The 24435-nt window shown below is 57.8% G+C and carries 24 protein-coding genes and 2 pseudogenes; 12 read left to right on the forward strand and 14 right to left on the reverse strand.

The genetic code is table 11. From position 1 onward, the window contains the following. Together LB528_RS25275 and gcvT are read right to left on the reverse strand one after the other, a co-directional pair. Positions 1–185, reverse strand: a 185-nt coding sequence (locus LB528_RS25275; RefSeq protein WP_224518292.1) for a formate--tetrahydrofolate ligase, incomplete at its 3' end; no start/stop codon positions are given. Between the two features lie 357 nt (positions 186–542). Continuing rightward, positions 543–1649 carry a glycine cleavage system aminomethyltransferase GcvT gene (gene gcvT, locus LB528_RS25280; RefSeq protein ID WP_224518298.1) on the reverse strand — a complete coding sequence of 369 codons (1107 nt, stop codon included), beginning with the start codon at positions 1647–1649 and terminating at the stop codon, positions 543–545. A gap of 357 nt (positions 1650–2006) precedes the next feature. Here gcvT and LB528_RS25285 point away from each other — a divergent pair, with 357 nt between their 5' ends. The 4 genes from LB528_RS25285 (at position 2007) to gltA (ending at position 9841) form a co-directional block, all read left to right on the forward strand. Continuing rightward, entirely contained in the window at positions 2007–4766 is a 2760-nt protein-coding gene (locus LB528_RS25285; RefSeq protein ID WP_224518290.1) for a phosphoenolpyruvate carboxylase, read from the forward strand. Between the two features lie 42 nt (positions 4767–4808). Next, positions 4809–6113: a serine hydroxymethyltransferase gene (gene glyA, locus LB528_RS25290; RefSeq protein ID WP_224518289.1), complete on the forward strand. Its 1305-nt coding sequence runs from the start codon at positions 4809–4811 to the stop codon at positions 6111–6113. A 722-nt stretch (positions 6114–6835) separates the two neighbouring features. Then, positions 6836–8428 (forward strand): isocitrate lyase, encoded by a 1593-nt coding sequence (locus LB528_RS25295; RefSeq protein WP_224518287.1) that lies wholly within the window; start codon positions 6836–6838, stop codon positions 8426–8428. 93 nt (positions 8429–8521) lie between these two features. Next, on the forward strand, positions 8522–9841 hold the full coding sequence (gltA, locus tag LB528_RS25300) for a citrate synthase (RefSeq protein WP_411962256.1): 1320 nt from the start codon (positions 8522–8524) through the stop codon (positions 9839–9841). Between the two features lie 220 nt (positions 9842–10061). Here gltA and LB528_RS25305 read toward each other — a convergent pair whose 3' ends face one another. Continuing rightward, the gene (locus LB528_RS25305; protein ID WP_224518300.1) at positions 10062–10583 is read right to left on the reverse strand and encodes a hypothetical protein; all 522 of its coding nucleotides are present in this window, start codon (positions 10581–10583) and stop codon (positions 10062–10064) included. Between LB528_RS25305 and LB528_RS30625 the strand changes: the two genes are divergently transcribed. Then, complete coding sequence (locus LB528_RS30625) at positions 10484–10711, forward strand: bifunctional hydroxymethylpyrimidine kinase/phosphomethylpyrimidine kinase (protein WP_224518283.1); 228 nt, start codon at positions 10484–10486, stop codon at positions 10709–10711. The two genes, LB528_RS25305 and LB528_RS30625, sit on opposite strands and share 100 nt — an antisense overlap. Positions 10712–11128: 417 nt before the next feature. Here LB528_RS30625 and LB528_RS25315 read toward each other — a convergent pair. Beyond that, positions 11129–11524, reverse strand: a pseudogene (locus LB528_RS25315) (NAD-binding protein); the annotation flags it as partial. Here LB528_RS25315 and LB528_RS25320 point away from each other — a divergent pair. After that, positions 11521–11637 (forward strand): annotated as a pseudogene (locus tag LB528_RS25320) (type IV secretory system conjugative DNA transfer family protein); the annotation flags it as partial. The pseudogenes LB528_RS25315 and LB528_RS25320 overlap by 4 nt on opposite strands. Positions 11638–11814: 177 nt before the next feature. On the opposite strand, the gene LB528_RS25325 reads toward LB528_RS25320, so the two are convergent. Further along, positions 11815–12366, reverse strand: coding sequence for a hypothetical protein (locus tag LB528_RS25325; protein WP_224518281.1), 552 nt, complete (start codon positions 12364–12366; stop codon positions 11815–11817). A gap of 678 nt (positions 12367–13044) precedes the next feature. Continuing rightward, the gene (locus LB528_RS25330; protein WP_224518279.1) at positions 13045–14319 is read right to left on the reverse strand and encodes a DUF6602 domain-containing protein; all 1275 of its coding nucleotides are present in this window, start codon (positions 14317–14319) and stop codon (positions 13045–13047) included. Positions 14320–14811: 492 nt separating this feature from the next. On the opposite strand from LB528_RS25330, the gene LB528_RS25335 reads away from it, so the two are divergent. Together LB528_RS25335 and LB528_RS25340 are read left to right on the forward strand one after the other, a co-directional pair. Then, positions 14812–15321 carry a hypothetical protein gene (locus tag LB528_RS25335; protein WP_224518277.1) on the forward strand — a complete coding sequence of 170 codons (510 nt, stop codon included), beginning with the start codon at positions 14812–14814 and terminating at the stop codon, positions 15319–15321. Position 15322: 1 nt separating this feature from the next. Then, the gene (locus LB528_RS25340; RefSeq protein ID WP_224518275.1) at positions 15323–16036 is read left to right on the forward strand and encodes an AbiV family abortive infection protein; all 714 of its coding nucleotides are present in this window, start codon (positions 15323–15325) and stop codon (positions 16034–16036) included. A gap of 28 nt (positions 16037–16064) precedes the next feature. Here the strand turns inward: LB528_RS25340 and dcd are convergent, their stop codons facing one another. From dcd to LB528_RS25370, 6 genes are all read right to left on the reverse strand, one after another. Continuing rightward, positions 16065–16673 carry a dCTP deaminase gene (gene dcd, locus LB528_RS25345; protein ID WP_224518273.1) on the reverse strand — a complete coding sequence of 203 codons (609 nt, stop codon included), beginning with the start codon at positions 16671–16673 and terminating at the stop codon, positions 16065–16067. After that, positions 16670–17704: a hypothetical protein gene (locus LB528_RS25350; protein WP_224518271.1), complete on the reverse strand. Its 1035-nt coding sequence runs from the start codon at positions 17702–17704 to the stop codon at positions 16670–16672. The genes dcd and LB528_RS25350 overlap by 4 nt, the downstream gene beginning before the upstream one ends. Beyond that, positions 17688–18017, reverse strand: a complete 330-nt coding sequence (locus tag LB528_RS25355; protein ID WP_224518270.1) for a hypothetical protein — start codon at positions 18015–18017, stop codon at positions 17688–17690. Before LB528_RS25355 ends, LB528_RS25350 begins: the two co-directional genes overlap by 17 nt. A 68-nt stretch (positions 18018–18085) precedes the next feature. Continuing rightward, positions 18086–18454, reverse strand: a complete 369-nt coding sequence (locus LB528_RS25360) for a DUF6527 family protein (protein ID WP_224518268.1) — start codon at positions 18452–18454, stop codon at positions 18086–18088. After that, entirely contained in the window at positions 18454–19866 is a 1413-nt protein-coding gene (locus LB528_RS25365) for a ThiF family adenylyltransferase (RefSeq protein WP_224518267.1), read from the reverse strand. Before LB528_RS25365 ends, LB528_RS25360 begins: the two co-directional genes overlap by 1 nt. Next, entirely contained in the window at positions 19863–20720 is an 858-nt protein-coding gene (locus LB528_RS25370) for a multiubiquitin domain-containing protein (RefSeq protein ID WP_224518265.1), read from the reverse strand. The genes LB528_RS25365 and LB528_RS25370 overlap by 4 nt, the downstream gene beginning before the upstream one ends. 158 nt (positions 20721–20878) lie before the next feature. Between LB528_RS25370 and LB528_RS25375 the strand changes: the two genes are divergently transcribed. Genes LB528_RS25375 through LB528_RS25390 form a run of 4 tightly spaced genes read left to right on the forward strand, consistent with a single transcriptional unit; the run spans position 20879 to position 23106 of the window. Beyond that, positions 20879–21085 carry a transcriptional regulator gene (locus tag LB528_RS25375; protein ID WP_224518262.1) on the forward strand — a complete coding sequence of 69 codons (207 nt, stop codon included), beginning with the start codon at positions 20879–20881 and terminating at the stop codon, positions 21083–21085. Then, a complete protein-coding gene (locus LB528_RS25380) occupies positions 21086–21697 on the forward strand; it encodes a GNAT family N-acetyltransferase (RefSeq protein WP_224518261.1) in 612 nt (203 codons plus the stop codon). It begins immediately after the preceding gene. Positions 21698–21705: 8 nt separating this feature from the next. Further along, on the forward strand, positions 21706–22185 hold the full coding sequence (locus tag LB528_RS25385) for a helix-turn-helix domain-containing protein (RefSeq protein WP_224518258.1): 480 nt from the start codon (positions 21706–21708) through the stop codon (positions 22183–22185). A gap of 6 nt (positions 22186–22191) precedes the next feature. Continuing rightward, positions 22192–23106 carry an ImmA/IrrE family metallo-endopeptidase gene (locus tag LB528_RS25390; protein ID WP_224518256.1) on the forward strand — a complete coding sequence of 305 codons (915 nt, stop codon included), beginning with the start codon at positions 22192–22194 and terminating at the stop codon, positions 23104–23106. A gap of 32 nt (positions 23107–23138) precedes the next feature. Here the strand turns inward: LB528_RS25390 and LB528_RS25395 are convergent, their stop codons facing one another. After that, positions 23139–23747 carry an RES family NAD+ phosphorylase gene (locus tag LB528_RS25395; RefSeq protein ID WP_224518254.1) on the reverse strand — a complete coding sequence of 203 codons (609 nt, stop codon included), beginning with the start codon at positions 23745–23747 and terminating at the stop codon, positions 23139–23141. Beyond that, positions 23748–24374, reverse strand: a complete 627-nt coding sequence (locus LB528_RS25400; RefSeq protein ID WP_411962257.1) for an XRE family transcriptional regulator — start codon at positions 24372–24374, stop codon at positions 23748–23750. Positions 24375–24435 lie beyond the last annotated feature (61 nt).

Consider the following 24435-nt stretch of genomic DNA (forward strand, 5'->3'; position numbering starts at 1 on the left):
ACAAGGATCAGCTTGCCGTTCTTGTTGCCCTTCACCGACTTGATGAACTCGGCCGAGACCTTCGCCTTGTCGTGGCCGTAGGGCAAAAGGTGCTCGTACGGGATGCCGATCTTGGCGCCGATCTCCTGGATCGGTTTTTTCCTGGCTGCTCGAGCTATCTCAATGTCGGTCTTGAATTCGGACATGTTTCCCTCTGGAATGGTTTTCGATCCGGCAGCGCCGGATCGCAACGGTTCAAAGAGGCGACGGCCGCTGACTCACCGCTCGGGAACGGAGGCGGCCCTATTCGCCGTCAAACGCGTGATCGTCATCGGCCCGGCGCAACCAGGCGCGAGCACTAAGCGCTTCGGCCTGTTCTGGTGAAGCAAATTTGCGGTCGATATCCCTCGACCTGCAGCTGTCACCAAGATGAGGCTGACCGAAATGCCTAGCCCTAAACTCACAAAGGCCCCACCTGTCGGTCTAGTATGCGGCGAGGGATCAACAAAAACTGCGCTGCTGAAAGCTTCCCCAGCTGCATTGGGGAAGCTTTCAACGCTAGGTTAGGCGAAACTCTTGGTTCGGGTGTCGCCTGGATCATACAGCGGCATCACAGACAGCTTCGCATCCGCTCGATTGCCATTCTTCAAGACAACGGCAACGTCCAGGCTCGGAACCGCGTGGGGCGGATTGACATAAGCCATGGCGGTTCCGCGCTTTCTGGTCGGCGAGAAGGATCCGCTGGTGACTAATCCGATCTCTCGGTCACCGACAACAATTTTGTCGCCGGTTTCCGCCACGTCGCCGGACGGAATGTCGAGCCACACCATCCGCCGGGTTACCCCGTCGCGCGCGATTCTCCGCAAGGCGGCCTTGCCTATGAAATCTTCTTTTCCAAATTTTACCGCAAAGCCGATGCCGGCTTCGAGGGGGTTAGTGCGACGATCATGATCCTTGCCGACCAAAAGATATCCGGCTTCCTGACGCAGGCTCTCCAAAGCGGCTTGGCCACATGGAACAATCTCGTAGGGTGCCCCAGCCTTCATGACCAGATTCCAGATGGCCGGTCCTTCACTGGAAGCGAAATGGAGCTCGAAACCGGCTTCACCCGTGTAGCCCATGCGCGCGATGATGCACTCGATCGCCGAAATTTTTGCTGGCCTGAAGCGATAGTAGCCTATGGTCGACAGGTCGATATCGACCAGTGACTGCAGGACGCGACTAGCCTTCGGCCCCTGCAGAGCAAGCGTTGTATGCTTGTCGGTCACGTTGGTGGTGGTCACGTTGTACGACTTCGCCTGTTTGGAAATCCAGGTGTAGTCGTCTTCCGAACCGCTGATGATCATGTACTTGGTCTTATCCAAGCACCAGATCGTACAGTCGTCGATCATCTGACCGTCTTCGTCACACATTGCGGTGTACTGCACGGAGCCGATCGTCTTCTTAGAGTAATCGTTCGTGGCGAGCATCTGGATAAACCGAAGCGCATCGGATCCTTCAATCACAAATTCTCCCATGTAATCCAGATCACATAGTGAAACGCTCTCGCGAGTAGCCACGTGCTCCCGGGAACGTCCGACGCTGTACTCCCAAGGTAAGAAGTAGCCGAATAGCTCGGTCATTTTGGCCCCATGCTCAAGGCCCCTTTCGTAAAACGGAGTCTTCTTCATCACGATTTTCTCCTCCTCGTGCGCAAAAACAAAAAGCCCCCGACGGCGCCATCGCGCCTGTCGGGGGCTTCAAATACCCCAATTCCAATGCAGCTAGCCCGCTGCATTGCCCTTCTTATTTTCTTCTCCCGATTTCTGTCAAGGCATTTTGTGACGCGAGGCGCCTGCCGACCAAACAGCCCTTGCGCTAGCCTACCCGGAATGAATGCTGAACCTACCCATTCGGGCGTTCTCTCGGAGGCAAAAAAGTGTCATTCAAAGATGTCGCTTGCATTGGAACACAGCATTAAAATGAATTCATGAATTAAAATGAATTCATAACCGGAATACCATTAAGTATTCCCCCGGGCCAAAGGCATGAACATGAGTCTACTCCAGAAACACTCCCATCACTCATACGAGGGACAGAGTGATGCCTTGCAAGAAAGCCGGCCAATTAGTTTCCGAGAGGATGCGAGAAGCCTCCTATTTCGGCTGTTGCTGTCTGTCGTCAATGACCGCGAGCCTGATATAGCGGAAGTGCTCAACGGACTGGTCGATCTTGGCACGCTACCCAAGGAGCGGCGGATTGCCGCCCTTCAGGCTACTGGGATCTGGTTTCAACTACTGGCCATTGCGCGCGAACTCACCGCAATGCGATCACGTCGCGAGCTTGAACAGGCCGGCGGTTCCGACGAGGTCGTCGGATCATTTTCCAATGTCATTGGCCAGATAGCGGCGCGCGGCTACTCGGCCGAAGCGGTTCGGGAGGTCCTGGCCGATCTTTGCGTCGGTCCCACGATGACGGCGCATCCCACCGAGGCGAAGCGCGTTACGGTGCTCGAAGTCCACCGCCGCATCTACCGCAAGCTGACCGAGCTGGAACAGCAAAGATGGGCGCCGCGCGAGCGCGACCTGCTGATCCGCGATCTCAAGAGCGAGATCGAGATATTGTGGATGACCGGCGAGCTGCGACTGGAAAGGCCGTCGGTCGAGCGCGAGATCGCTTGGGGGCTGCATTTCTTTCGGGAAGTGATCTTCGAGGCGACGCCGCAGCTTTACGAGACGCTCGAAAGCGCATTGCGGCGCCATTATCCACAGCATGATCTCAGGGCGCCGTCGTTCATGCGCTACGGTTCATGGATCGGTGGTGATCGAGACGGCAATCCTTATGTGACGGCGAAGACCACCGCATTTGCTCTGTCTGAATGCCGCAGTGCCGCGATCGAGTGGTATCTCGGACGGGTCCGGCATCTGGTCACGGTGCTGAGCGCGAGCTCGAACGTCGTCGAGATCCCAGAAGATTTTGGGCCGGCGCTGGCGGTCGCGCTCGAAAGAAGCGGCGAGGGGCAAGATCTCGCGGCGAGGAATCCCGACGAGCCGCTTCGGCAGTTTGCCGCCGCCATGCTGCGCAGGCTTGAGGCGCTGCGTGGTCAAGGGAGCGGCGCCGCCTACCCGAACGAGGAGGCCTTCAGAAAGGATCTGCTTTCGCTATCGAAGGTGCTCGATCAGATTGGCGGTACCCTGATTGCCAAGCGGTTCGTTCAGCCCCTGTTGCAGCAGCTCGACAGCTTTGGCTTTCGCACTGTCTCGCTCGATATTCGCCAGAACTCGACGATGGTGAACCGGGTCTTGGCCGAGTTATTTGCTGCGGCCGCCCCAGCGCGATCGACTGCGCTCCGACCGGGCACCCCGCAATGGTCGGCGCGCATCCGCCAAGGTCTTCTTGCGGGCGAGAGGCTCAAGATAAAGCGTGACCGGCTTTCCGGGGAAGCCCGCGAACTGCTTGATCTGTTCGACGTCATTCGCGATGCCGTTGCAGACACCGGCAGCACCTCGATCGGGGCTTTCGTCCTGTCAATGACGCAGTCGGCCGAAGACATCCTTGCCGTCTACCTCGTCGCTCAGTATTGCGGTTTGGCAACCGCGCTCGACGGCTCGGGCACAATCAGGCTCAAAGTCGTACCGCTTTTCGAGACGATCGACGACTTGCGGGCCGCTCCTGAAATCATTGACCAGTTGCTCGTTACGTCGATCGTTCGCCGTTCTATTCGCGATTTTGGCAACCGCCAGGAAATCATGCTCGGCTATTCGGATTCCAACAAGGATGGAGGGTTCCTCGCTTCCAACTGGGAACTGAACAAGGCGCAGAAGCGACTCACCCGGACGGGCCAGAAAAACAGGATCAAGATCAGCTTCTTTCATGGCCGCGGTGGATCCGTCAGCCGTGGCGGAGCGCCGACAGGTAGGGCGATCGCCGCACAACCGGCGCAAACGGTCGGCAGCGTCATGCGCGTTACCGAGCAAGGCGAGGTGGTGTCGTCCAAATTCGCCAATCGCGGGACCGGACTCTATCAACTCGAGATTTTGGCGGCCAGCGTGCTTGCCCATAGCATCAAGTCGGCCGACGAGGTCGAACTGAAGGACAATCCGGAGTTCGAAGAGGCACTCGAGGCGCTGACCGGCATGTCTCAGGCCTCTTATGCCAGCCTCATCAACGAGCCCGGCTTCATTGACTACTTCAACCAGGCAAGCCCGGTCGAGGAACTTGCACTGCTGAAAATCGGCTCGCGGCCGCCGCGCCGGTTTGGCGCCAGCAGCATCACCGATCTTCGCGCGATCCCATGGGTCTTCGCCTGGAGCCAGAATCGCCATCTGCTGACTGGCTGGTATGGGATTGGCAGCGCGCTCAATTCCTTTATTGCAGTGCGCGGCGATCACGGGGTCGAACTGCTGAAGCAGATGTTCGAACGCTCGCGCTTCTTCCGCCTCATTGTCGATGAGGTCGACAAGATGCTTTACCAGACCGACATGGAAATCGGTCGGCTCTACGCCGGGCTTGTCATCGAACCCGAAACCGGCGAGCGCATCCACAGGAAGATCACCGCCGAGTATGAGCTGACGCGCAGGATGATCGGCGAGATCACCGGGCGCGTCGATCTGTCGACTCGCTTCCCGGCGTTCAAGCGTTACTTCGACCGTGTTCGCCCGCAGATGGACGACATCCACCGGCTTCAGGTCAAGCTTCTGCACGAGGTCCGATCACAAGACGTTGCGGCACCAAGTCCGAAGCGGGCGATCAATGCGCTTCTACTGTCGATCAACTGCATATCCACCGGCCTTGGATGGACCGGCTAGAAACTAGGGACGGCGCTGCCGCGCCTGAAAAGGAGGGTCCTCATGAACGTTCCCACAAGACCGGGTCTCGGCAGCTTGGGCCAGTTCTTCTACGCAGGCGTGGCGGAGACCGATCCGGCCGTCAGTGCTGCAATGAATCGCGAATTGCACAGGCAGTGCGACGGGATCGAATTGATCGCTTCAGAAAACATCGTCTCGAAGGCGGTGCTTGAGGCGCAAGGCTCGGTACTGACGAACAAGTATGCCGAGGGCTATCCCGGCCGGCGCTACTACGGCGGCTGTCAGTACGTCGACGAGATCGAAGACTTAGCACGCGATCGCGCCAAGGCGCTGTTCAACTGCTCCTATGCCAACGTCCAGCCCAATTCCGGCAGTCAGGCAAACCAGTCGGTGTTCATGGCGCTGATGCAGCCCGGCGACACGTTCATGGGGCTCAATCTCGCTGCCGGCGGGCACCTGACGCATGGCTCTCCGGTCAACCAGTCCGGCAAATGGTTCAATGTCGTCTCCTACGGCGTGAGGCCGCAAGACCAGCGGATTGACTATGACGAGGTCCGCGACCTTGCAATCAAGTACCGTCCCAAAGTCATACTTGCCGGCGGCTCGGCCTACCCCCGCATCATCGACTTTCAGGTATTTCGCGGCATCTGCGACGAGGTCGGCGCCAAGCTGTTCGTCGACATGGCGCATTTCGCTGGTCTTGTCGCCGGCGGCGCCCATCCCAATCCACTGAAGTACGCGCATGTTGTTACCACCACCACGCACAAGACGCTGCGGGGTCCGCGCGGCGGCATGGTGCTGTCCAACGACGAGGAGATAGGCAAGAAGATCAACTCGTCGGTGTTCCCCGGCCTGCAGGGCGGACCGTTGATGCATGTCATCGCCGCGAAGGCGGTTGCATTCGGCGAGGCGCTGACGCCTGCGTTCAAGACCTATGCGACCAACGTCGTCGCCAACGCTAAAACAATGGCGGCAACAATCGCGGCGAGCGGCGTCGACATGGTATCGGGTGGAACCGACACGCATCTGATGCTTGTCGACCTGCGCCGCAAGCGGCTTACCGGAAAGACCGTGGAGGCAGCCCTTGGTCGCGCCAACATTACCTGCAACAAAAACGGCATTCCATTCGATCCGCAAAGTCCCACTGTCACGTCGGGCATCAGGCTCGGGACGCCCGCCTGCACGACACGCGGCTTTCATGCCGAGGAGTTCCGCCTGGTGGGCCAACTGGCGATGAAGGTCATCGACGGGCTGTCGGCCAACGGAGAAGACGGCAACGCGGCGATCGAGCGGGAGGTTTGCGAGGAGGTTGGTGCGCTGGTTCGCAGGTTCCCCATATACGAATGATTTCGGTTACTTAGCACCGCAGGTGATTGCCTGGGGCAGGTAGGGCCCGCAATATGCCGGGATTGAGGACACGTCGATGGCTGAAGTGAACAAATTCAGAGTTATGATCGCGAAGCGGAATCCACCGGTCCTGGCTGCGTCGTCGACACGATGGAACGGGATGACCGTTCCTTGTCGTGAGGGTCCAGACGAAGAGGCATTCCTGGAGGTGGCATCTGCCGGCCTGAGTGCTTTGGTGAGCTAGTTTTACAGAAAAGCAAAATCCTACGTCACGCCAGCCTCGCTGTCTGATGGCGCTCGTCGCGTGAGTGATCGGAGGCCGTCGTTTATGGAAAAGATTGATGGGTGCTCATGCTGCCTTCCCAGTGGCGACCCTTGCGAAATATCGCAATTTCTACCACCGCTTCACGATGGACACGCGCCAATCGGGCTGCACATGGCGTTTCATGATGCCTTGGAAGCCTACGAGGAATGGGCGGAAAACGCGGAAGAACCGACGGTCCAGGTCGATGGGCGGCGAGTGACGATCAGCTCCATTTTCGTTCGGATGACAGATTGTACGGACCTGCTGCCGAGACGAACGCTCATCACGCTCTTCGCCATAGTTCCGGGGGCTGACCGGGCGTCTCTTGAATGTGGCTGTCCGACATTTGGGGATGGTGGCCGGCTGCTACTTGCACTCTGCTCGCCGCTGAAACCGCTATTAGACTTGGAGAAGCACAATGTTGTACCGTACCATCGCTAACGAGGCGAGCAGCACAATCAGCGCCAATAAAAACTGGACCGGCATATCCGTTGAAGCGGTCGCTCGGATGCGGTTGCAGAACAGGTTCAGCACCGGCCTCGATATTGCCAAGTACACTGCAAAAATCATGCGAAATGACATGGCAGCCTATGATCGGGATGCCAGCAAGTACACTCAATCCCTCGGCTGCTGGCATGGTTTCATTGGTCAGCAAAAGGTCATATCAATCAAGAAGCACTTTGGCACGACTGAACGCCGATACCTCTATCTGTCTGGCTGGATGGTCGCGGCGCTCCGCTCGGAATTTGGGCCGCTGCCGGATCAGTCAATGCACGAAAAGACCAGTGTCGCGGCGTTGATTAACGAGCTGTACACTTTCCTGCGTCAGGCTGATGCTCGCGAGCTTGGCATGATGTTCCGCGACGTCGACCAGGCGAGGGAGAGCGGCGACGCCGATCGCGAGCGCCAGTTGCTTGAAGCGATCGATAACTATCAGACCCATGTCATTCCCATTATTGCGGATATTGATGCCGGTTTTGGGAATGCTGAAGCGACCTATCTTTTGGCCAAGAAGATGATCGAGGCCGGCGCGTGCGCCCTTCAGATCGAAAACCAGGTCTCGGACGAAAAACAATGCGGTCATCAGGACGGCAAGGTCACGGTCCCGCATGAGGATTTTGTCGCCAAGATCCGTGCCTGTCGCTACGCGTTTCTGGAGCTTGGGGTCGACGACGGGATAATCGTCGCCCGCACCGACTCGCTCGGCGCTGGCCTCACCAAGCAGATCGCCTTCAGCGCCGCTGAAGGTGACATTGGTGACGTCTACAACTCCTTCCTCGATTGCGAGGAAGTTGCGGAGGGTAATTTCTCAAACGGCGATGTTCTCATCACGCGAGGCTCGAAGGTTCTGCGGCCAAAGCGCCTGCGATCCAACCTTTTTCAATTCCGAGAAGGTACCGGCCAGGACAGATGTGTTCTGGACTGCATCAATGCGCTGCAGAATGGTGCGGACCTGCTTTGGATCGAGACCGAGAAGCCGCACATCGAGCAGATTGCCGGCATGGTCGATCGCATCCGCCAGACCATGCCCGCTGCCAAGCTGGTCTACAACAACTCGCCATCTTTTAATTGGACGCTGAACTTCAGGCAGCAGGTCTTCGACACATGGCTTGACCAGGACAAGGACGTGACTGGTTATGAGCGTGCAAGGCTGATGAGCGCCGAGTACGACAATTCCGAACTCGCTCGGGAAGCAGACGAGAAGATTCGCACTTTCCAGCGCGATGCGGCAGCGCGCGCCGGGATTTTCCACCATCTCATCACCCTGCCGACCTACCACACCGCCGCATTGTCGACTGACAATCTCGCCAAGGAATATTTCGGCGACCAGGGCATGTTGGGATACGTGACCAATGTTCAGCGCAAGGAAATCCGGCAGGGTATCGCCTGCGTCAAGCACCAGAACATGGCGGGCTCCGATCTTGGGGACGACCACAAAGAGTATTTCGCCGGCGAGGCGGCGCTCAAAGCGGGTGGGACTCACAACACGATGAATCAATTCGCCGCGTGACGATCTGAAGCGGTCGAAAAAGCGATCGCTTCAACAGCGATCGCAGCCAGCCATGCACCTTAGCGCCGAAAAAATGAAACCGAGCAAGGTGGAATGCCAATGAACTTCAATGCGGCCACAGCTTTGAAACCAGGGAATTTGAGCCTTGAGTTGAGCGGTCACAAATACTCGCTTGAGGTCCATCAGGGCACAATGGGGCCGGACGTCATAGACATAGGGGGCCTCTATACGGAAACGGGGGCGTTCACCTACGATCCCGGCTTCACCTCGACTGCGAGTTGCCAGTCGGCGATCACGTTCATCGATGGCGATTCCGGCATCCTCTTGCATCGCGGCTATCCGATCGACCAGCTCGCCGAGCATGGCGACTTCCTCGAGGTCTGCTACCTGCTGCTCTACGGCGAACTTCCGACCAAGGCGCAGAAGGAGGATTTCGACTATCGCGTGACGCGCCACACGACGGTGCACGAGCAGATGTCGCGCTTCTTCACCGGCTTCCGCCGCGACGCTCATCCGATGGCCGTGATGTGCGGCGTGGTTGGCGCGTTGTCGGCCTTCTACCACGACTCGACCGACATCTCGGACCCGTATCAGCGCATGGTCGCCTCGATGCGCCTGATCGCCAAGATGCCGACGATCGCGGCGATGGCCTACAAATACCATATCGGCCAGCCCTTCATTTATCCGAAGAACGATCTCGGCTTCGCGGCCAATTTCCTGCACATGTGCTTTGCCGTGCCCTGCGAGGAGTACAAGATCAATCCGGTGCTGGCGCGCGCGATGGAGCGCATCTTCATCCTCCATGCCGACCACGAGCAGAACGCCTCGACCTCGACGGTTCGCCTCGCCGGCTCTTCCGGCGCCAACCCCTTCGCCTGCATCGCCGCCGGCATCGCTTGCCTGTGGGGTCCGGCGCATGGCGGCGCCAACGAAGCGGCGCTGAACATGCTGGGCGAGATCGGCCATGTCGATCACATTCCGGAATTCATTGCCCGCGCCAAGGACAAGAACGACCCGTTCCGGCTGATGGGCTTCGGCCATCGCGTGTACAAGAACTACGATCCGCGCGCCAAGATCATGCAGAAGACCGCGCATGAGGTGTTGGGCGAATTCGGCATCAAGGACGATCCGCTGCTCGACATCGCGATGGAGTTGGAGAAGATCGCGTTGACCGACGAGTACTTCATCGAAAAGAAGCTCTATCCGAATGTCGACTTCTATTCCGGCATAACGCTGAAGGCGCTCGGCTTCCCCCCCACCATGTTCACCGTGCTGTTCGCGGTCGCGCGCACCGTCGGCTGGATCGCCCAGTGGAAGGAAATGATCGAGGACCCGCACCAGAAGATCGGCCGCCCGCGCCAGCTCTACACCGGCGCGACGGAACGCGATTACGTGCCGATGCTTGGTCGCTAGAGTCCCGCTTCCCCTGACCCCAGAAGGGAGGTTCCTCATGCGTCAGCTCTGGTTCTTCAGCGGGCGCCATGGCAAGCAATGGGGGTGATGCGACGGCGGCGAAGACGGTCTTGGTGGCATCGCGGAGCAGTGGGAAGCGTCTTGCGCAGCCTCGCAGATCGTCCGCACGCGGTGCCCAAGCTTGAACAAACCATGGCCTCGGCGAGCTGCAGGAACACTATCAAAGCCCTTTTGTCGAAAGCGAAATCGCACTGCGCGTTTTCGGAAAGGCATTCTGGTGGTAGCGCCCGGCGAAGTCGGCGTCGGCATATTGCAAATGGTGCCGGTCGTTGCTGCGGCCTTGCGGAAGCGCGAAGGCGTCCTGGCGATCGAGCAGGCGTCGAAGGAGGTCTCTCGCCTCGGACAGATCCCCGTCTTTCAGCAGCCCCTTGTCCTGGACTCCATAGCCCGACGAAACAGTCAGCCTGAAGTTCGGCCGGCACAGTGGCCGCTTCCGGGTTGTCAGCGGCTGAAGAGAGCTCTGCACGTGACACGCGACTTCCAGGGCAACCGTAACCGCCTGTGAGAATTCCCCGTTCGGCCCGACTTTCGAAGCTCGACAAAGGTTAGGTCGAAAGAGATGAAATAAGTCGAAGTCTCTCAGTGCAGCCGAACCACGCCGCGGTTCAGTTCGAAGCCCCTCGCCTGCAGCGTGGGACGCGCGGAACGGGTTGCGTGCTGTCCAGCGCCATTGCTGCGTCACTTGCTCAAGACAGATCGCTACAAGAAAGCGTCCTACTTGCTAAGCGCTATTTTTTCAATTTGCTTTGCTCGATCGCAGCGGCAGAGCGAAATGAACAGGCGGCATTGAGTGGTATGGCGGATCCGTAAACCCGATGGCGACTTACAAACCATCACCGTCAAGCTTCCGGCGGTCGTCACCGCCGATCTTCGCTTGAATCGTCGCTTTCCATTTAATTATAACGATCGGACACCAATGATTTCAGGCGTTGTGCTGAGAATAAGGAGTTAATTTGATCATGAGACTTGGATTTTGTAATGGGTTCTTCCTCAACTTGAGTGGGTTCGTCGGCTATTAGCGAGAGCATCGCTATGGACGGGCATGCAAAGGAGCGAAATGGGTCGCCCGGCCTAGGGTCAAGGTCGACGCCCTGAAGCAGAGAGCCGACGCATCCGCCGAGATGTGGCGCCTGGCGATGCGCTTCAATGGGATCCAAATGGCTGGAAGCCATCATGAGCAGGCATAGCTGCGGGAGCCACTGAACCTCCCAATTGCCCGTCTGGCACCTATCGAGGGTTCATGCGCCGCAGCTCGAGGATTGCTGCGCTATGGTCGAGGTTGCTCCCGCCACTGTCGACGAGGCCGCGGAAAATCCGGTCGACCTCGGTTGCGACCGGCAAGGTCAGCCCCAAGGAGGCTGCCAGCACTAGGGCGATGCCGGTATCCTTGATCTGATATTTGGCTGGACCGCCGGGCACTAAAATCGGCCTCAATCATGCGCCGCCCGTGCTGGCGGAACACCGTCGAGTCGGCAAAGCCGCCGAGCAGCGCCTCGCGCACGCGCGCCGGGTCGGCGCCGCCTCTTTCCGCCAGCAGCAGCGCTTCGGCGACGGCGCAGATCTTGCTGGCGACGATCGTTGGTTGGCGAGTTTTGCCAGGCTGCCGGCGCCGGCCAGCCCAATCCATGCGCAAGGACGAGCAGATCATTATCGTGCAGGGCCACAGTCCGATCCGTTGAGGGCGCGCGATCTATTTCCGGCGCAAGGAGATTAACGAGGCGGCCAAGGCCAATCGTTCGTCAAGCCGTGAGCGTCATGAAGGAAGGTCGCGGAGATCGTCAGGGCCAGTCTCGGCGGCGATGGCGTTCAAACGGATCGACCTCGCCCGGTGGTGTGAACCAGCCGTAGCAAAGCCGATGAAGCCGATCGCCATCAGGAGAAAGGCCCAGGCATCCCATTCGCAGCTTCGGGCTTCACGAAAGCCGCGATCGAGAGCGGAACCATGACAAGCCCGGCAAGGACAAGGAGGTGACGACAGGGCGGAACATGCAGAGCGCAAGGAAGGTCAGGTGCCACACGCAGTAAAATAAGGCCAGCACGCTTCCGACGACGATGGTGCCGAGCAAACGGGCGAAAAACCGCAGCAAGCGAAGAACCGAGTTTGTCCTTCCGTCCCGTTGGTCCTTGGAGGCAGCAGGTAGAATTTCGATCATCGTGCTACCTCGCTTGATCCCTTGCGCTGGTCCTCTCGGTTGTACGAGCGACATAAACGGGAATGGTTCGGGCAACTGAAGGGCGCGGCAACCATCATGGCGCCCGGTCCAGCGCTGCGGATATCGGCCGCGCAATTTGAAATCTCCACCACCATGCCGATCGACAGCTGCACCGCCTGCTCCTGGCCGTTCCAGGTGCATGACCCGCCCCTTGCCCGCATCCTTCCCTTCAACGGTCCGCGAGGTCTGCCCGGGCTGGAGCCGTATCGCCGGCTTCAAGCCGCGCTGCAATACCTCGGTGGAGGTATCCATGCCGGCATCGCATGGCCGATCTTTGGCCGACTCCGTCCTGCCAGCGTCCGGAGAGCCGACCCGTCGGAGGAGCAGGCACACCAATGGTCGGCGAGCTAGGGGCCGGAACAAGATGTGGCGTCCAGAATTATCTGTCGCAGTCCGGAATTAAGTCAGGACGTCGCTGTTATGCGCGCACATTGACTACGCCGAGATTCTGACGCCATCTGTCTCAACGGATTGGGGAGTACAGAGCTGAACCTTGGTCGATAGGGCTGCCGCTTCGGTTTACCAATCCTGGGGTCTCGGGTTGACCAATCCGTTGCCGACGGAAGTGGGTTGACCAATAAGGGTGCTTAAATTCCACGCCAATCCTATCACTTAGCACCAGTCCAGAATCAGCTGTCATTGAGGCTATTGGTAAACCCGACCTATGGATCGGGAACTCCTGGCCTCTGCTTGAAAATTCCATTGTTCTCAATCACATAGGCCGAACACCCGGCGGCCCTTAATTCCGGACTGGTAAACCGCCTGAACTGCCGAATAATTCCGGACATCACACCAGTTCCACACTGCCCTTTATGCGACTTTCGAAGCACAAAAGGCGAACGGGGAGGCTGCCGCCTCGGGATCAGGGCGAAATGCAAGACTGGGTGCATCGAGACGCAAATGAGCACCCTATCTTAGAACTTCATGAAACTACTTTTTTGGCTTCGGCACGTACTGCTGGCTCCACAACCCCAACAGCTTTTGATTGTCCGATAGCCAGAAATTGCCATCGGGTGTCACTGAAGTGTGGATGGTGTCGTTCACCGGGTGCGCGACATCCGGAGCGACCCACGAAAACAGCCGCGCCGCAACCAGGCGATCCGCGAATGCCTTGAGATTAAGCCCCGATTGCGCCGCCCCTTCTTGTAGGCTTTGATCATTGAGATCCAGCCCGCCGCCGTTCATGGCCATACCGAAGATCACGTATTCTTCAAGCGTAACCGCAAAAGGCTCCCACTGATCGGCCGTTGTGTCAGCGAGCTGCTTCTTGCTCAACATGCTATAATGGAACATCCAGCCGCGGACTGATCCGTCTGTCACGACTTCACCAGCCAGAAGCGGGGCGATGACCTCCTTGGTCAGGCTGTCATCGATAGGAAATTGTGCGTTAAACTCGTTCCCGAGGCGCGTCCAAATGAGTTCCAGCAAGAGGGCGAAAGGCGCTGCGCGGGTGGAGCCGAATAAGTTCCACCGGCCGTCATCGCCGACCGGCGAGACGAACGGATGGCCATTCATCTTGAGGATGGCGTTCTTGCGACAAACAATGAGGTTGGGGAGTACCGCAGGCCCTGCGATGCCTCCTGGCGCGTCCCGGAGAGCGTCCAGAAAACCTTTCCGAAGACCTGTCTCGTCTGCGTACCCTTCATAGCCGAAAACGATCCTAACCGGCGCCAACTGCTCGTGGGCAATGGTCCGCAGGATCTCACCCCCTGCCCCTTGGAAGTCTTCCAGCTCTCCCACCGATGGAAAACGCCCCATGAGACGTGCGAAGGCGTCCTTGGACGGGCCGAGTTTCACCCGCTTTCGCTCTGAGGCCATCAGCTCTTTCTGCTGGAGCGAGACGATGCGCATCTTCTCGATGCTATCGACAAGCTGGTTTCCGAAAAGGCTCTTCTTGACCTCGAAGACGGCCAGAACGTCTTCGATCGGCCAGATCCACTGATCGGTCTTAGGTATCCGTTGCCCCTTCTCGCCCATTACCAGCATCGCATCGGTCTGGTGACTGAGTTTTCCATCAACGCCGAGCACAAAGCCATCCACCAAGCGGACGTTTAGCTGTTCTGGGATAGCGCGCTCAAGAAGTTCGCGGGTCAGGCCTTCGTACATATCGCCGATCGTCGGACCATGGGTCACGGATTGTCCGGCGAGGATGGCAGCCTCTTTTTCCTGAAGCTGCTCGAGGAATTCGGCGAAGGATGTGATCATAAGGATTCGATATCCGATCCGGCCCATAGTCGGTCGTCGCAGTGCGTCGTTTCCGCCGGAGGCGCCGGCAAGAACCGCAGGTTTATATATGGGAAGTCTCATCCGCGTTGCATCATGAGACGTTCAGGCCTCGCAATCTCCGACACCATTCTGCCGATAGATCAAGCAACAACTGGAAGAAGGCCCTGGAAGCCCGGCACGGCGCCCAAAAAATGGAATTTGCGGCGTTTTACTGCCTTTTTGCGAAACGTCAGCTTGATTGCTCGACGCTGATCGTGACCAGAATGGCGTCTAGTTTGACAAACGGCACGATGCGGTCATCCGATGTGGTTCGACGAGTTACCTGGCAAATCATGGGCAAGCCTCTGGTCGGGCTACGTGTCATGCAGCGGGGACTGCGCAGGCATTAGGAAGATTGATGCACCCTGCCCGGCTTGTGGTGCCGACCCATTCGACACCTCGCCTCAGATCACGAGGATAAAGGGCCAACAGATGATCATCCATCCGGCCTTCGCTGGTGCCGAAGGTCGCTATGAGGACCACATTTATCTGCAGATGCTGCAGCGTGAGTGGGAGCGTCCGGTCGCTGAATTTGAACGGTTTTCACACCTTGCCGATGCTGAGCGCCCATCCGCTCGGGCGGCGCTGGTGCTGCTGTTCTGGAGCTACTTCGAAACTCGTATCGAGAGGCTTCACCGAACTGCCATGCGTGCCCTCCCACAACGTGTCTTAGACGACGAGCTTCGGCGTTACTCTGGAATTGGGACCCGCCTCTTCGACCTCTACAAGATATTCTTCGGGACGAATTATTTCGACGACCTTCGCGTCAATGGGTTTCCCGGAGTTGCAGATCTACTTAAGGACATCCACGAACGCAGAAACGCGTTCGCTCATGGAAGGCCCCAGGCAATCAATGATTTGACGGTGAATGCCCTTGTTGAAAATCTCAAAGCTGAGCACGATGCCTGGATCGCAGTGTATAACAGCCGCGTGATATCCTGAGATGGTCGAAGCTCTTCCAACGATAGATCGTGCGTTCCTGAGCGTCCTTGTGCGCGGCGCGGAATTGACGTTCGATAACGCCGAGAAGCTGTACTTCGAGGCAGAACTCTTGGCAAAAGCCGGCGCAACGGCACGAGCGCTCTGTCTCCATCAAATTTCTCTCGAAGAATGCTCAAAAATCGAGAACATGGGCTGGTGGGCAACTAGTTTGCTGTCGGGACTTGAAGTTGATCAGAACAGGATTCTAGGAGCGCTTAAACGCCACTCCTCCAAGAACAAAAGCAATGCCTACATGCTCAGCGGGTCGAAAGCAGAGAAAGATGCCAACGCACGCGGAGACTGGGAAACAGCGCGGAAGGAGTTCGAGAAGCTCCAGATGGAGTTTCACAAGACCTCAAACGATGCCAAAAATGCGTCCCTATATGTGGACTGGAAAGACGGGCAATTCGTGTCACCAAGCGAGCAAATTACGCCTGAAATGCTCGCGCAGATCGTGGAAAGAAACCGGACCTTTCTCGGATACGCCCACAACAGTTTGAAGATGCTCAAACGTCTGGACAAATCGCCTGAGGATTTACAAGACTTGGTGGTCGAATTCGTTGAGGCTGCGGAGGAACTCCAAAGGCATGGAGGTGACGATCTCATGTCCGCGAGTGACGAGCTCGTCAAAAAGTTCTTGGACGCTGGATTGAAGAGGCTAAGAGAGGTCGGGTAGACGGGAACTGGCGTTTGCGATTGCGCTCTTACTCGCGTCTATGACTGATCGACAAATTGGAAAGGCGTTGCAAATCATTGTCATCGGCTGCGCGCGAGGGTGTTGGCCTGACATTCCCAAAATATTTTCGCTCAATCCCACCATACTTCATTTCATCGGCCAGCTTGGTAAGTCGCATTTGGAACATCTTTGCCCCGACAACCAGTTCTATCGGATTATTTCCATGGTTGAACAGTTCAACCGAAAAGCACCCCCGGAACCCCGGATGAACCATCGTGCTGAGGCCAATGCCCAGGCGAGTAAAGCTGCTTCGAGTAAAAATGTCGGCGTAGCAGTCGCTTGGAAGTGCGATGTACTCCAGCGTCGTCGCCAGCACGACTTGATCGGGATAGAGAATGAAGCGGTCGCCGAGCTCGCGGCGGGTCGGCTGAAAATAAGATGGGATTGACCTGAAGCGCTCATCATCGCGAACAATCCCGATGAAAGGGCGCCGTGTCACGATCGATACGAGAAAGTCGTATCCGAGCCTAAGGTCGACAGTTACCTCACCGATCTGACCCTCATCCAACAGCGGATCAATCCAAAGCCCGGTTGGACCAACCTTCCCCAGCCTTCCCAGAATGTCGCTTCTTATCATGTTGAGCCCGAGGACCACAGGTGACGGATCGAGTGGTTTCGGATCGATTTTTCAGTAAGATCGTTCACGATACGAATCACCTCCAACGAGCTGCCTGTGGCGGTCCACTGTGGACCAGCGCCAGACTTGATCTTTCCAAGGTAGGACCACCCAGCGGCCATGAGGCCGTGCAGCTCTGCGGCCTCCTCGACTACATGGGGGCGGATGTCGTCAAAAGCGCTCTCAATAGATGGTACCTTGAATCTCTGCCGCAATGGCGGCAGGCCGAGCTTCGAAAGCGCCTCCTGGAACATGTCGAGATCGTCCAACTTCTCGTCTTTCAGGAAGCCGTTTATGAAGTCGATACGTTCTACCGTTGGAGGATGGGTAAAGGTTCGGGGCCCGAGAGGATTGGTCGCGTCAAGACTGTCGACAATTGCCGAGCCGACATAGCAGGCGGCGAATAGGTCGGCGAAATGTTCCCGCCGATAATTGCGGACAATCTCCGTGAGGCCCTCCGGGGCAGGCTTAAGCAGGAGGGTCGTGTCCGTAACGTTGCGGGTCAGGTCTACGAAATGGCCCAATTCATGATAGAGCGCCGCGCAGAATAGAGGCATGTGCTTGTAAATGCGTGGCACGCCAATGAAAATCAGTTTTTCCTCAGGCACGATCCCGTCATATCGATCCAAGGCGGCTGAAACGAATTCCCACGGATCACCGGGTTTGAGGTGGAAATCCTTTTCATCCGTCAGCGCGGTCGTGACCAGACATGGATCCGGGAGCCAGTCCCCAATCGCATGGCGCATACAATATTCGATCTCATAGGGCGCCTCCTTCGTTGTGGAGCCCTGGAGATACCGGTGGCATGTCCACACCTTATCCGCAAAAGATCTCAGGATCTCATCATCGTAAGGAGGAGAGGCGCCGACAACGTGTCGAATAACATCAATGAGCGCCTGAACGTGCTTTTCGATCGCTCGGTTAAAGTATGGAGTCTTTGCGAGCTGCGATAAGCTTTCAGTCAGCAGAGCAAGGTCAGTCTTGGGATGCAATTCCAGGCTCCAGATTCCGGAGCACCTGACGCGCAATGGCTTGACTGACATCCCCGATCGAGTTGATCCCCGTAAGGGCATCCCGCAGGCCCACATAGACGCGCAGCTCGTTTGCAAGCTGCACAGCTTGCGGCTTTATGCCTGGAGAGATCGCATTCGGATCATCAGAAAGTTTTCTCGCTTGGTGCAATACATCGTCAAAATGAACTGAAAGCGGAGATGGTATTTCGCTTTTGCCGCGGTCTATCAGCGACAGTGCCAACCGGAATAGTTCGAGTCGCCTGCTCGTTTCCGACGGCATTGCTGCAAGCATTTGCTCCCCCAACTCGGCCGAATCTGGTTGAGACTAGCTCGGCCCGGCCAAGTATGGAACAAGAATTGCTAATTTTCCGGCAAGATTTTTCCGCTGTCTTTACACCATTCTACACGACCTTTTCGAATCCAGAAATGACACCGGCACCCGTCGGTCCGCCGGATAGATGGGGTCAGGGTGGGCCTGGCCAACCAGTCAGACGCTACGGCCCAGCGAGGCCGACGTTTCGGATTGAGCGAAAGAAGAAGTGGCGTGCCGCAGCCCGAGGGACATTGAAACGTCATCCATTTGGGCGTTTGCCTCGGGCCAACGACGATGGCTTTGCCCGGCTTGAGCTCATTTGGTGCGGGCATGTCTATGCTAGTGACGACAAAAAAGTCCGGTCTTTCGACGAGATGCAGCCGAACAAGGCAGGCGGCGAGAATCTTGCGCAGCATCACCCTGCCCTCCCCAGAAACGGTTGAACATCTCCGATGCCATGGACGCGATCAGACCCGCAGACGCGACAGGGCTCCTTTTTTGCACCGGGCCGAAAGTCTTCTGCCATGTTGAACTTGCGAACCCGATTGGCGATGGCGCCGTCGACACCGCGGAACTGGTTCATCCGCTGGATCATCTCTTCAACGGCCATCGTCGCGACCGAAGTCGTAAACGAGATCACAGCTGGAGACGGATTGCCTTCGCCGCGCACATAGGCTTCCACCTTGCGACGCTCATATTCTACCGGATCGTTTCTTCGAAGCGCTTCTTCGGCCGCAACGCCGGCATCAACGACACGCCGGCACAAAAGGCATGCGCAGCCGGGCTCAAGAACTGTTGCGCGGCCATCGGCCTCAAGGCAAGTCAACCCGTGGCGCTCGGTGACACGCAAGGCCAGACCAAGGTCGATGACCGGGATCAAATAGTAGTAGGCGAGGCGATTTAGCAACGAGCGGCCGTCATGATCATCGGTGCAGCCGAAGATCAGATCCATCGATTTCAATGCATCGCGACATCCGGTGCCCCCGATCCAGGTATCGAAGGTCGCGACCCTGGTGCCAAGGCCCATACGGTCAATCTCGCGCCGAGCAACGTCGACCTTCTTGCTACCTTGATCCGCATCCATCATCGTCGCGCCATAGAGCCTGTTGAGATTGGAATGCTCGACGTGGTCGGGATCGAAGATCGCGATGTAACCGGCACCCATGCGGGCAATCTGTTGGAGCAACGGGCTGCCAGTGCCGCCAGCACCGACCACCCCGACGCGCAGATGGCGCATCACCTGATTGAACTCCGGCCCAAGAGCCAGTTCTTGTCGCGCAAGCGCCCGATTGTCCACCGAGCCTTCCTGGTCGAAGGAGATCGTTCGCCAGCTACTGCTAACCGTTCTCGCTGAGCCGAGGTTGATAAACGAAGTCGGCGAAAGCCACACGCGCCCCGCTGCAAACCCGTCTCCTGTAAAGAGCAGGCTCGGCAAGATGGCATCGGCACCATTGCGGTTCTGGCTCAAACGAACGAGTTCGGCTTCATTTGCGTCGTCCTGCGCGGAGAAGCGCTTTGATCCCGCCGGATGCGAATGGGCAATGCCGAGTTGAAGGCCCTCCCGTTCAGCGCGCGCGAGCAGTTGAACGAAACGTTCGGTACTCCAGGAGATATGCTGGTGGTCCGACGACTTAATCTCGTTGTCATTAACGGCGAGCACGTCCTTGACCATCACGCGCAAGCGAGGCTTGTGCGTGAATGGGTCCGCACCAATTCGAGAGATTCCGAAGATCACATACGCAGCGTGCTCTGTTCCGTCGGCACGCAGCAACTCGGCTTGCAACGTCGAGAGGTGATGTTCCCTTAAGATGAGGTCAGCGGTCATCATGCCGCGATCTCCAGCGCACGCTCGATGCGACGCAGCATGGTCCAGATTCCATCGATCCCCGCGCGCCAGGCGCTGTTGTGCCTCGACCAGCGCTGCCAACGCTTGCCTGCAAACATGTGAGGCTGGTCCGCTGCGTTTGGATAGCGCTGGTTCGCCACAAGACGAACCCAGGGCGTCAGGTAGAACATGTCGGGTGCACAGTCGGGATAGGCCGGGGGCAGGAGAATAAGGATGTCGGCCGTGCCGACATCGAAACGCCGCTCAGGCAGACTCCAGGCTTTCAGCACGACTGCCTTTGTAGTGCCTTCGACGTGCTCCTCGAAAGCGATGGCCTGCGAGGTCAGGTACTCACGATCCTCGGGCGGGAGCACTGCTGCTCCCGCGCCTTCGGTAGTCGTGTCAACGCCGGTGAAGAAGCGCTCGGTTCCGTTCCCCTGCAGATCGACCTTTTCCGTGTTGCCGATCAGACGGTCGTCGCCGACCTGCTGAGCAAGCCAGACGCCATAGGACTGAGGATCGACGCCAGCCAGCCGTTTCAACTGCAAGCCAGTGATGAAGGGAAGGCCCCATTCGAACTTGCGGCCATCAAGGACAAAACGAAACGAGCGATCGCTCTTGAAGGTGATGAACTGCTCGCGGCCTTCGCGCTGAAGGTCGACGCTCTCGTCGGGCCGGATCTCTTCGAGCTGCCCATCCGCGAGCTCTTGGAAGAGAAGATGCTCATCCGTGGGAAAAAGCTTTGCCTTCTGAAGGATCTGATCTCCGGTGACGATCGAGTCATGGAACACAAACGGGCTGCCGTCGATCTTGATGTCGAAAGCACGGTGCCCCTGAGGGGAAATATGGTCTGACATTGCGAGGACTCCATTTTGGCAACAGCGACCACCGCCATGCCTGATCCATAAATAGTAGCTATTTTTTAGCTAATCAATAGCCGCTTGTTGAATTTTTTCTGTTGACTATTTCGCTAAAAAATCCAATCTTGGGGAGTTCGCAATCCCGGGAGTGCCCCATGAAAAAGACAATGACACTCAACCTCACCGATGCCGAAATGCAGGTGCTGCAGGATCTCTGTGACAAGAAGGACTTGTCAAAGACGGCAGTGCTTCGCCAAGCGCTTAGGCTGTATCAGCTGGTCGACGTGCGCCTTCAACAAGGTGGAAAACTCTTCTTCGAGGATGAAACCAAGAAGGAGAAGGCGGAACTTATGGTGCTCTAAATGGCTTCATATCCAGTCTTCCTCAACGACCAGCGAACCGGAAAACCGGTGGCCGCTGAGCTCCTGGACCGCATCGATGAACTTCATCTGAGAGCGGTTGAGACGGACTGGATACCCCAGATCATCAACCATATCCGCCAACTCATCGACCAAGGTCAGCCACGACAGACTTGGCCTCAGAGCTGGCATTGGAACTGGCGAGACAAGGTGGACCGCATCAACGGACTGCTCGCCTTCCAAACATTTGCAATCATGTGTGAGGGCCAACTGCAAGGCCTCATGCAGATGAATTCCGCTCGCAGCCTCTGCCGACTTCCGGAGCAGGCCGGCAAGCATCTTGCCTATGTCGATTATGTTGAGACCGCACCTTGGAACCGCCCGAACATCGCTTCGAAGCCGCGGTATCGAGGTGTTGGAATCACCATGATCCGAGCCGCCATAGAACACAGCCGAGACCTAGGCTTCCATGGCCGCATCGGTTTGCACTCTCTGCCCCAATCGGAGACCTTCTACGCAAATTGCGGCATGACCGATCTTGGTATCGATGGCACGTACGAAAATCTTAGATACTTCGAGATGACATCAAGCCAGGCTGATGCGCTCTCGGGTTAGGAAAACCCATGAAACTAGCAATCACAAAGGAGTGGTTCGAACGCAGAGTCAAACTGGAAGGCGACCACGAAATCGCTGCCGGGGCCCTTGCCCGAGACCCTGCCCCTGAGGCTGAAGCGTCAGTAGCGTCCGAATCGATAGATGCCGTCCGTCTGGCGTTTGGTTCTCTGATAGAGAGCCTGCGCCGACGTAAGGGGCTGACGATAGAGAAACTCGCCGAACGCTCGGAGATCGATGTCGCCGACATCGTGCGGATAGAGCGAGATGCGCATTTCCGCCCCGAACCAAGGGCCGTCTATCGGCTCGCACAAGCATTTGACCTGCCGAACAAAGCACTACAACAATTGTCCGGGAACACATCCGCGCAACCAGAAATGCAAGAGCACGCTCTTCGCTTCGCGGCGCGTTCGGGCGAGTCGCCACAAAAGCTGTCACGCGATGAGAAAAAGGCGCTCGAGGAGTTCGTCGCCTATCTGGCCAGACAATAGGATCCGATGCGTAATATCATCCTCAGCCGCGGAACGGCATCTGACATCGAGAGCCAGGTCAACAAAGTCCTACGCGGACTTGGCAATCCGGAACCGCCTTTGCGGCTCCAGGACGTCCGCGATCTGCTGAAGCTCGACCGTGCCTACTACTCCACTACAGATGACGGCTTCCTTCGGGAGAAAATCAGCAAACTGACGATTGCCGGGGCGCAAGTTCTTAAGCGCCCCGGCCTACTGCTGGAAGCAGTTAGGAAGTTTGATCTCCGCGCGCTCTATCTGCCTGACCGCCGACGGATCCTGCTGGACAGATCACAGCCGGACGCGAAGCAGCGTTGGAATGAAGCACACGAGGTTGGCCACAGCCTTTTGCCTTGGCACGCCGACCTTATGCTTGGCGATCATGAGCAGACCGTCACGCCAAGCTGCCATGCGCAAATCGAGGCCGAGGCCAACTATGCCGCCGGCCAACTCCTTTTTCTTCAGACGAGATTTCTCGTCGCGGCCAATGATTCTTCTCCAGACTTGGATACGGTGCGTTCGCTAAAAGCGTGCTTTGGCAACACCTTCACAACCACTTTCTGGCGCTTTATCGAAAGCGCCCACAGCAACCTGCCCATGATTGGCCTAATCGGTGCGAATCCCAACTTTCCTAAACGGAGCGGCGGAGAAGCGGTCCGTTACGTCATCGAATCGCCTGCCTATCGCAAGATGTTTGAAAGTCTGTCTGTCGATCACCTTCAGGCCGGCATCGCTTCCTATTGTCGACCCAGCAAGGCAGGGCCGCTCGGCTCGGCGGAGATCGTCTTTTCAGATCGGAACGGTGAGGCCCACGTTTTCTTATTTGAATCATTCAGCAACACTTACGATTGTCTCACGCTGGCCGTATATCAGCGACCGCATAGGCGCGTCGTTGGATTCTAGAAATCGCCCAGACATTGCGCGTGCTGCCCCGCTCACGCCAACCCGACATTGAAGTTCTCCAAAACTTGAGCCAACCCAAGCGCGCCCAGGAGCGTCGTCACGCGGGTCGGCCGCAGTTTTCCTACTGCCCGATCGTAGACCGCGAGATTGGTCGCGCCGTTGAGGCGGGATGGATAGATGACCCCGTCAAGCTGAGCCGGGTGCTCATGAAACGCCACCGACCACCGGCGCGCCAAATTCTGCCGCTGTGCCCGAACGACATCGGTCGGCACCCCCATCCTGACGGCATTGTCGCCCCTGAGGTCGACCAGGCGAAGCTCCGCCGTGGTCGCAACTTCCGCATAGCGCCGTTGGGTCAGCTCCACCTCGTCGATCGGAAGGTCGTCTACAAGTCCCTCGCGTCGATCGCGAAGCACGGCCTCGAGGAAGCACACCTTCAACGAGTCGCCGAGGTAGAAGACACCAAAGCGATTTGCGTCGACGCGGCGCCGCGGATCGCTGAAACGGCTTGGCGACTTTCCGTACCCGAGGGGATCGGGATATGCACCCCAGTAGATCCGCCCAAATGTGCGGCCCGGCGGTATGGTCTCGATTTCAAGCTCTGCTCGCTCGAAATCGGGTGGAGGTGGAGCGCCAGGCATTCAGTCGAAGTCGCCTCTGGCCATACCTTCCGCGGCGGCCAGCACCAAGGCATCGTCACCTTGCTGAAGAGCGCGAAGACCTGTCCGTCCATCGAGCGCGCCGTGACGCGATACCAAAAACCGGTAGACCGCCAAGGCGCTGTTGCCCAATGCCGCGTGGAGCGCGGGCAATGCGCCGAACGGCCGTCCGTCCTGGTCGAGTTGCCAGCCAGGAAAGCGAAAGCCGCGCTTGGCGCCGTCGATCCCCAAGACCTGGCCGCTCTGCCGCTTTGCATTGACCGTCACCCGCGACGTGCCGAGCAGCCTGGCAAAGGCATCTGCGCTCAGCATGTCCTCGCCGGCGACAATCTCGGCGACACGCTTGCGGCCGCGCACACGCGCCGCCGCAAGGGCCGCCTCAAGTTCGGCATCCGGCTTAGCTGTATCCTCGACGGGAAACGCATCGTCCAAAGCGACAGGTTGTTCCTCGACCGGCGATATCGTCTGTGCGCCGGCAGTTGGATCGACGTCAACCCGGAATGAAACGCGATGGCCGATCTTGCGACTGCGCGCGATGGCTTCGTGGTAGCGTTCGAGCAGCACCTTCTTGAAATCCGCCTGTGCCGGCAGTTTCGTCGTGAAACTCATTGTGGCTACTCCCGCATGGGACGCGGTTTCGCCATGATTGGTTCGTTTTGAAGCGGCCATG

It is taken from the genome of Mesorhizobium sp. CA4 (assembly GCF_020165075.1).
Classification (GTDB): Bacteria; Pseudomonadota; Alphaproteobacteria; order Rhizobiales; family Rhizobiaceae; genus Mesorhizobium.

Excerpts from the sequence above, each read along its gene's own strand:
- LB528_RS25395 (WP_224518254.1), bottom strand. The coding sequence starts at position 23,747 with ATGCCTGGCGCTCCACCTCCACCCGATTTCGAGCGAGCAGAGCTTGAA.
- LB528_RS25335 (WP_224518277.1), top strand. The coding sequence starts at position 14,812 with ATGATCATCCATCCGGCCTTCGCTGGTGCCGAAGGTCGCTATGAGGAC.
- LB528_RS25385 (WP_224518258.1), top strand. The coding sequence starts at position 21,706 with ATGAAACTAGCAATCACAAAGGAGTGGTTCGAACGCAGAGTCAAACTG.
- LB528_RS25330 (WP_224518279.1), bottom strand. The coding sequence starts at position 14,319 with ATGATCACATCCTTCGCCGAATTCCTCGAGCAGCTTCAGGAAAAAGAG.
- gcvT (WP_224518298.1), bottom strand. The coding sequence starts at position 1,649 with ATGAAGAAGACTCCGTTTTACGAAAGGGGCCTTGAGCATGGGGCCAAA.
- gltA (WP_411962256.1), top strand. The coding sequence starts at position 8,522 with ATGCCAATGAACTTCAATGCGGCCACAGCTTTGAAACCAGGGAATTTG.
- LB528_RS25390 (WP_224518256.1), top strand. The coding sequence starts at position 22,192 with ATGCGTAATATCATCCTCAGCCGCGGAACGGCATCTGACATCGAGAGC.
- LB528_RS25340 (WP_224518275.1), top strand. The coding sequence starts at position 15,323 with ATGGTCGAAGCTCTTCCAACGATAGATCGTGCGTTCCTGAGCGTCCTT.
- LB528_RS25380 (WP_224518261.1), top strand. The coding sequence starts at position 21,086 with ATGGCTTCATATCCAGTCTTCCTCAACGACCAGCGAACCGGAAAACCG.
- LB528_RS25400 (WP_411962257.1), bottom strand. The coding sequence starts at position 24,374 with ATGAGTTTCACGACGAAACTGCCGGCACAGGCGGATTTCAAGAAGGTG.
- LB528_RS25355 (WP_224518270.1), bottom strand. The coding sequence starts at position 18,017 with ATGCTTGCAGCAATGCCGTCGGAAACGAGCAGGCGACTCGAACTATTC.
- LB528_RS25370 (WP_224518265.1), bottom strand. The coding sequence starts at position 20,720 with ATGTCAGACCATATTTCCCCTCAGGGGCACCGTGCTTTCGACATCAAG.
- LB528_RS25325 (WP_224518281.1), bottom strand. The coding sequence starts at position 12,366 with ATGGATACCTCCACCGAGGTATTGCAGCGCGGCTTGAAGCCGGCGATA.
- LB528_RS25285 (WP_224518290.1), top strand. The coding sequence starts at position 2,007 with ATGAACATGAGTCTACTCCAGAAACACTCCCATCACTCATACGAGGGA.
- glyA (WP_224518289.1), top strand. The coding sequence starts at position 4,809 with ATGAACGTTCCCACAAGACCGGGTCTCGGCAGCTTGGGCCAGTTCTTC.
- LB528_RS25365 (WP_224518267.1), bottom strand. The coding sequence starts at position 19,866 with ATGATGACCGCTGACCTCATCTTAAGGGAACATCACCTCTCGACGTTG.
- LB528_RS25375 (WP_224518262.1), top strand. The coding sequence starts at position 20,879 with ATGAAAAAGACAATGACACTCAACCTCACCGATGCCGAAATGCAGGTG.
- dcd (WP_224518273.1), bottom strand. The coding sequence starts at position 16,673 with ATGATAAGAAGCGACATTCTGGGAAGGCTGGGGAAGGTTGGTCCAACC.
- LB528_RS25360 (WP_224518268.1), bottom strand. The coding sequence starts at position 18,454 with ATGCTGCGCAAGATTCTCGCCGCCTGCCTTGTTCGGCTGCATCTCGTC.
- LB528_RS25295 (WP_224518287.1), top strand. The coding sequence starts at position 6,836 with ATGTTGTACCGTACCATCGCTAACGAGGCGAGCAGCACAATCAGCGCC.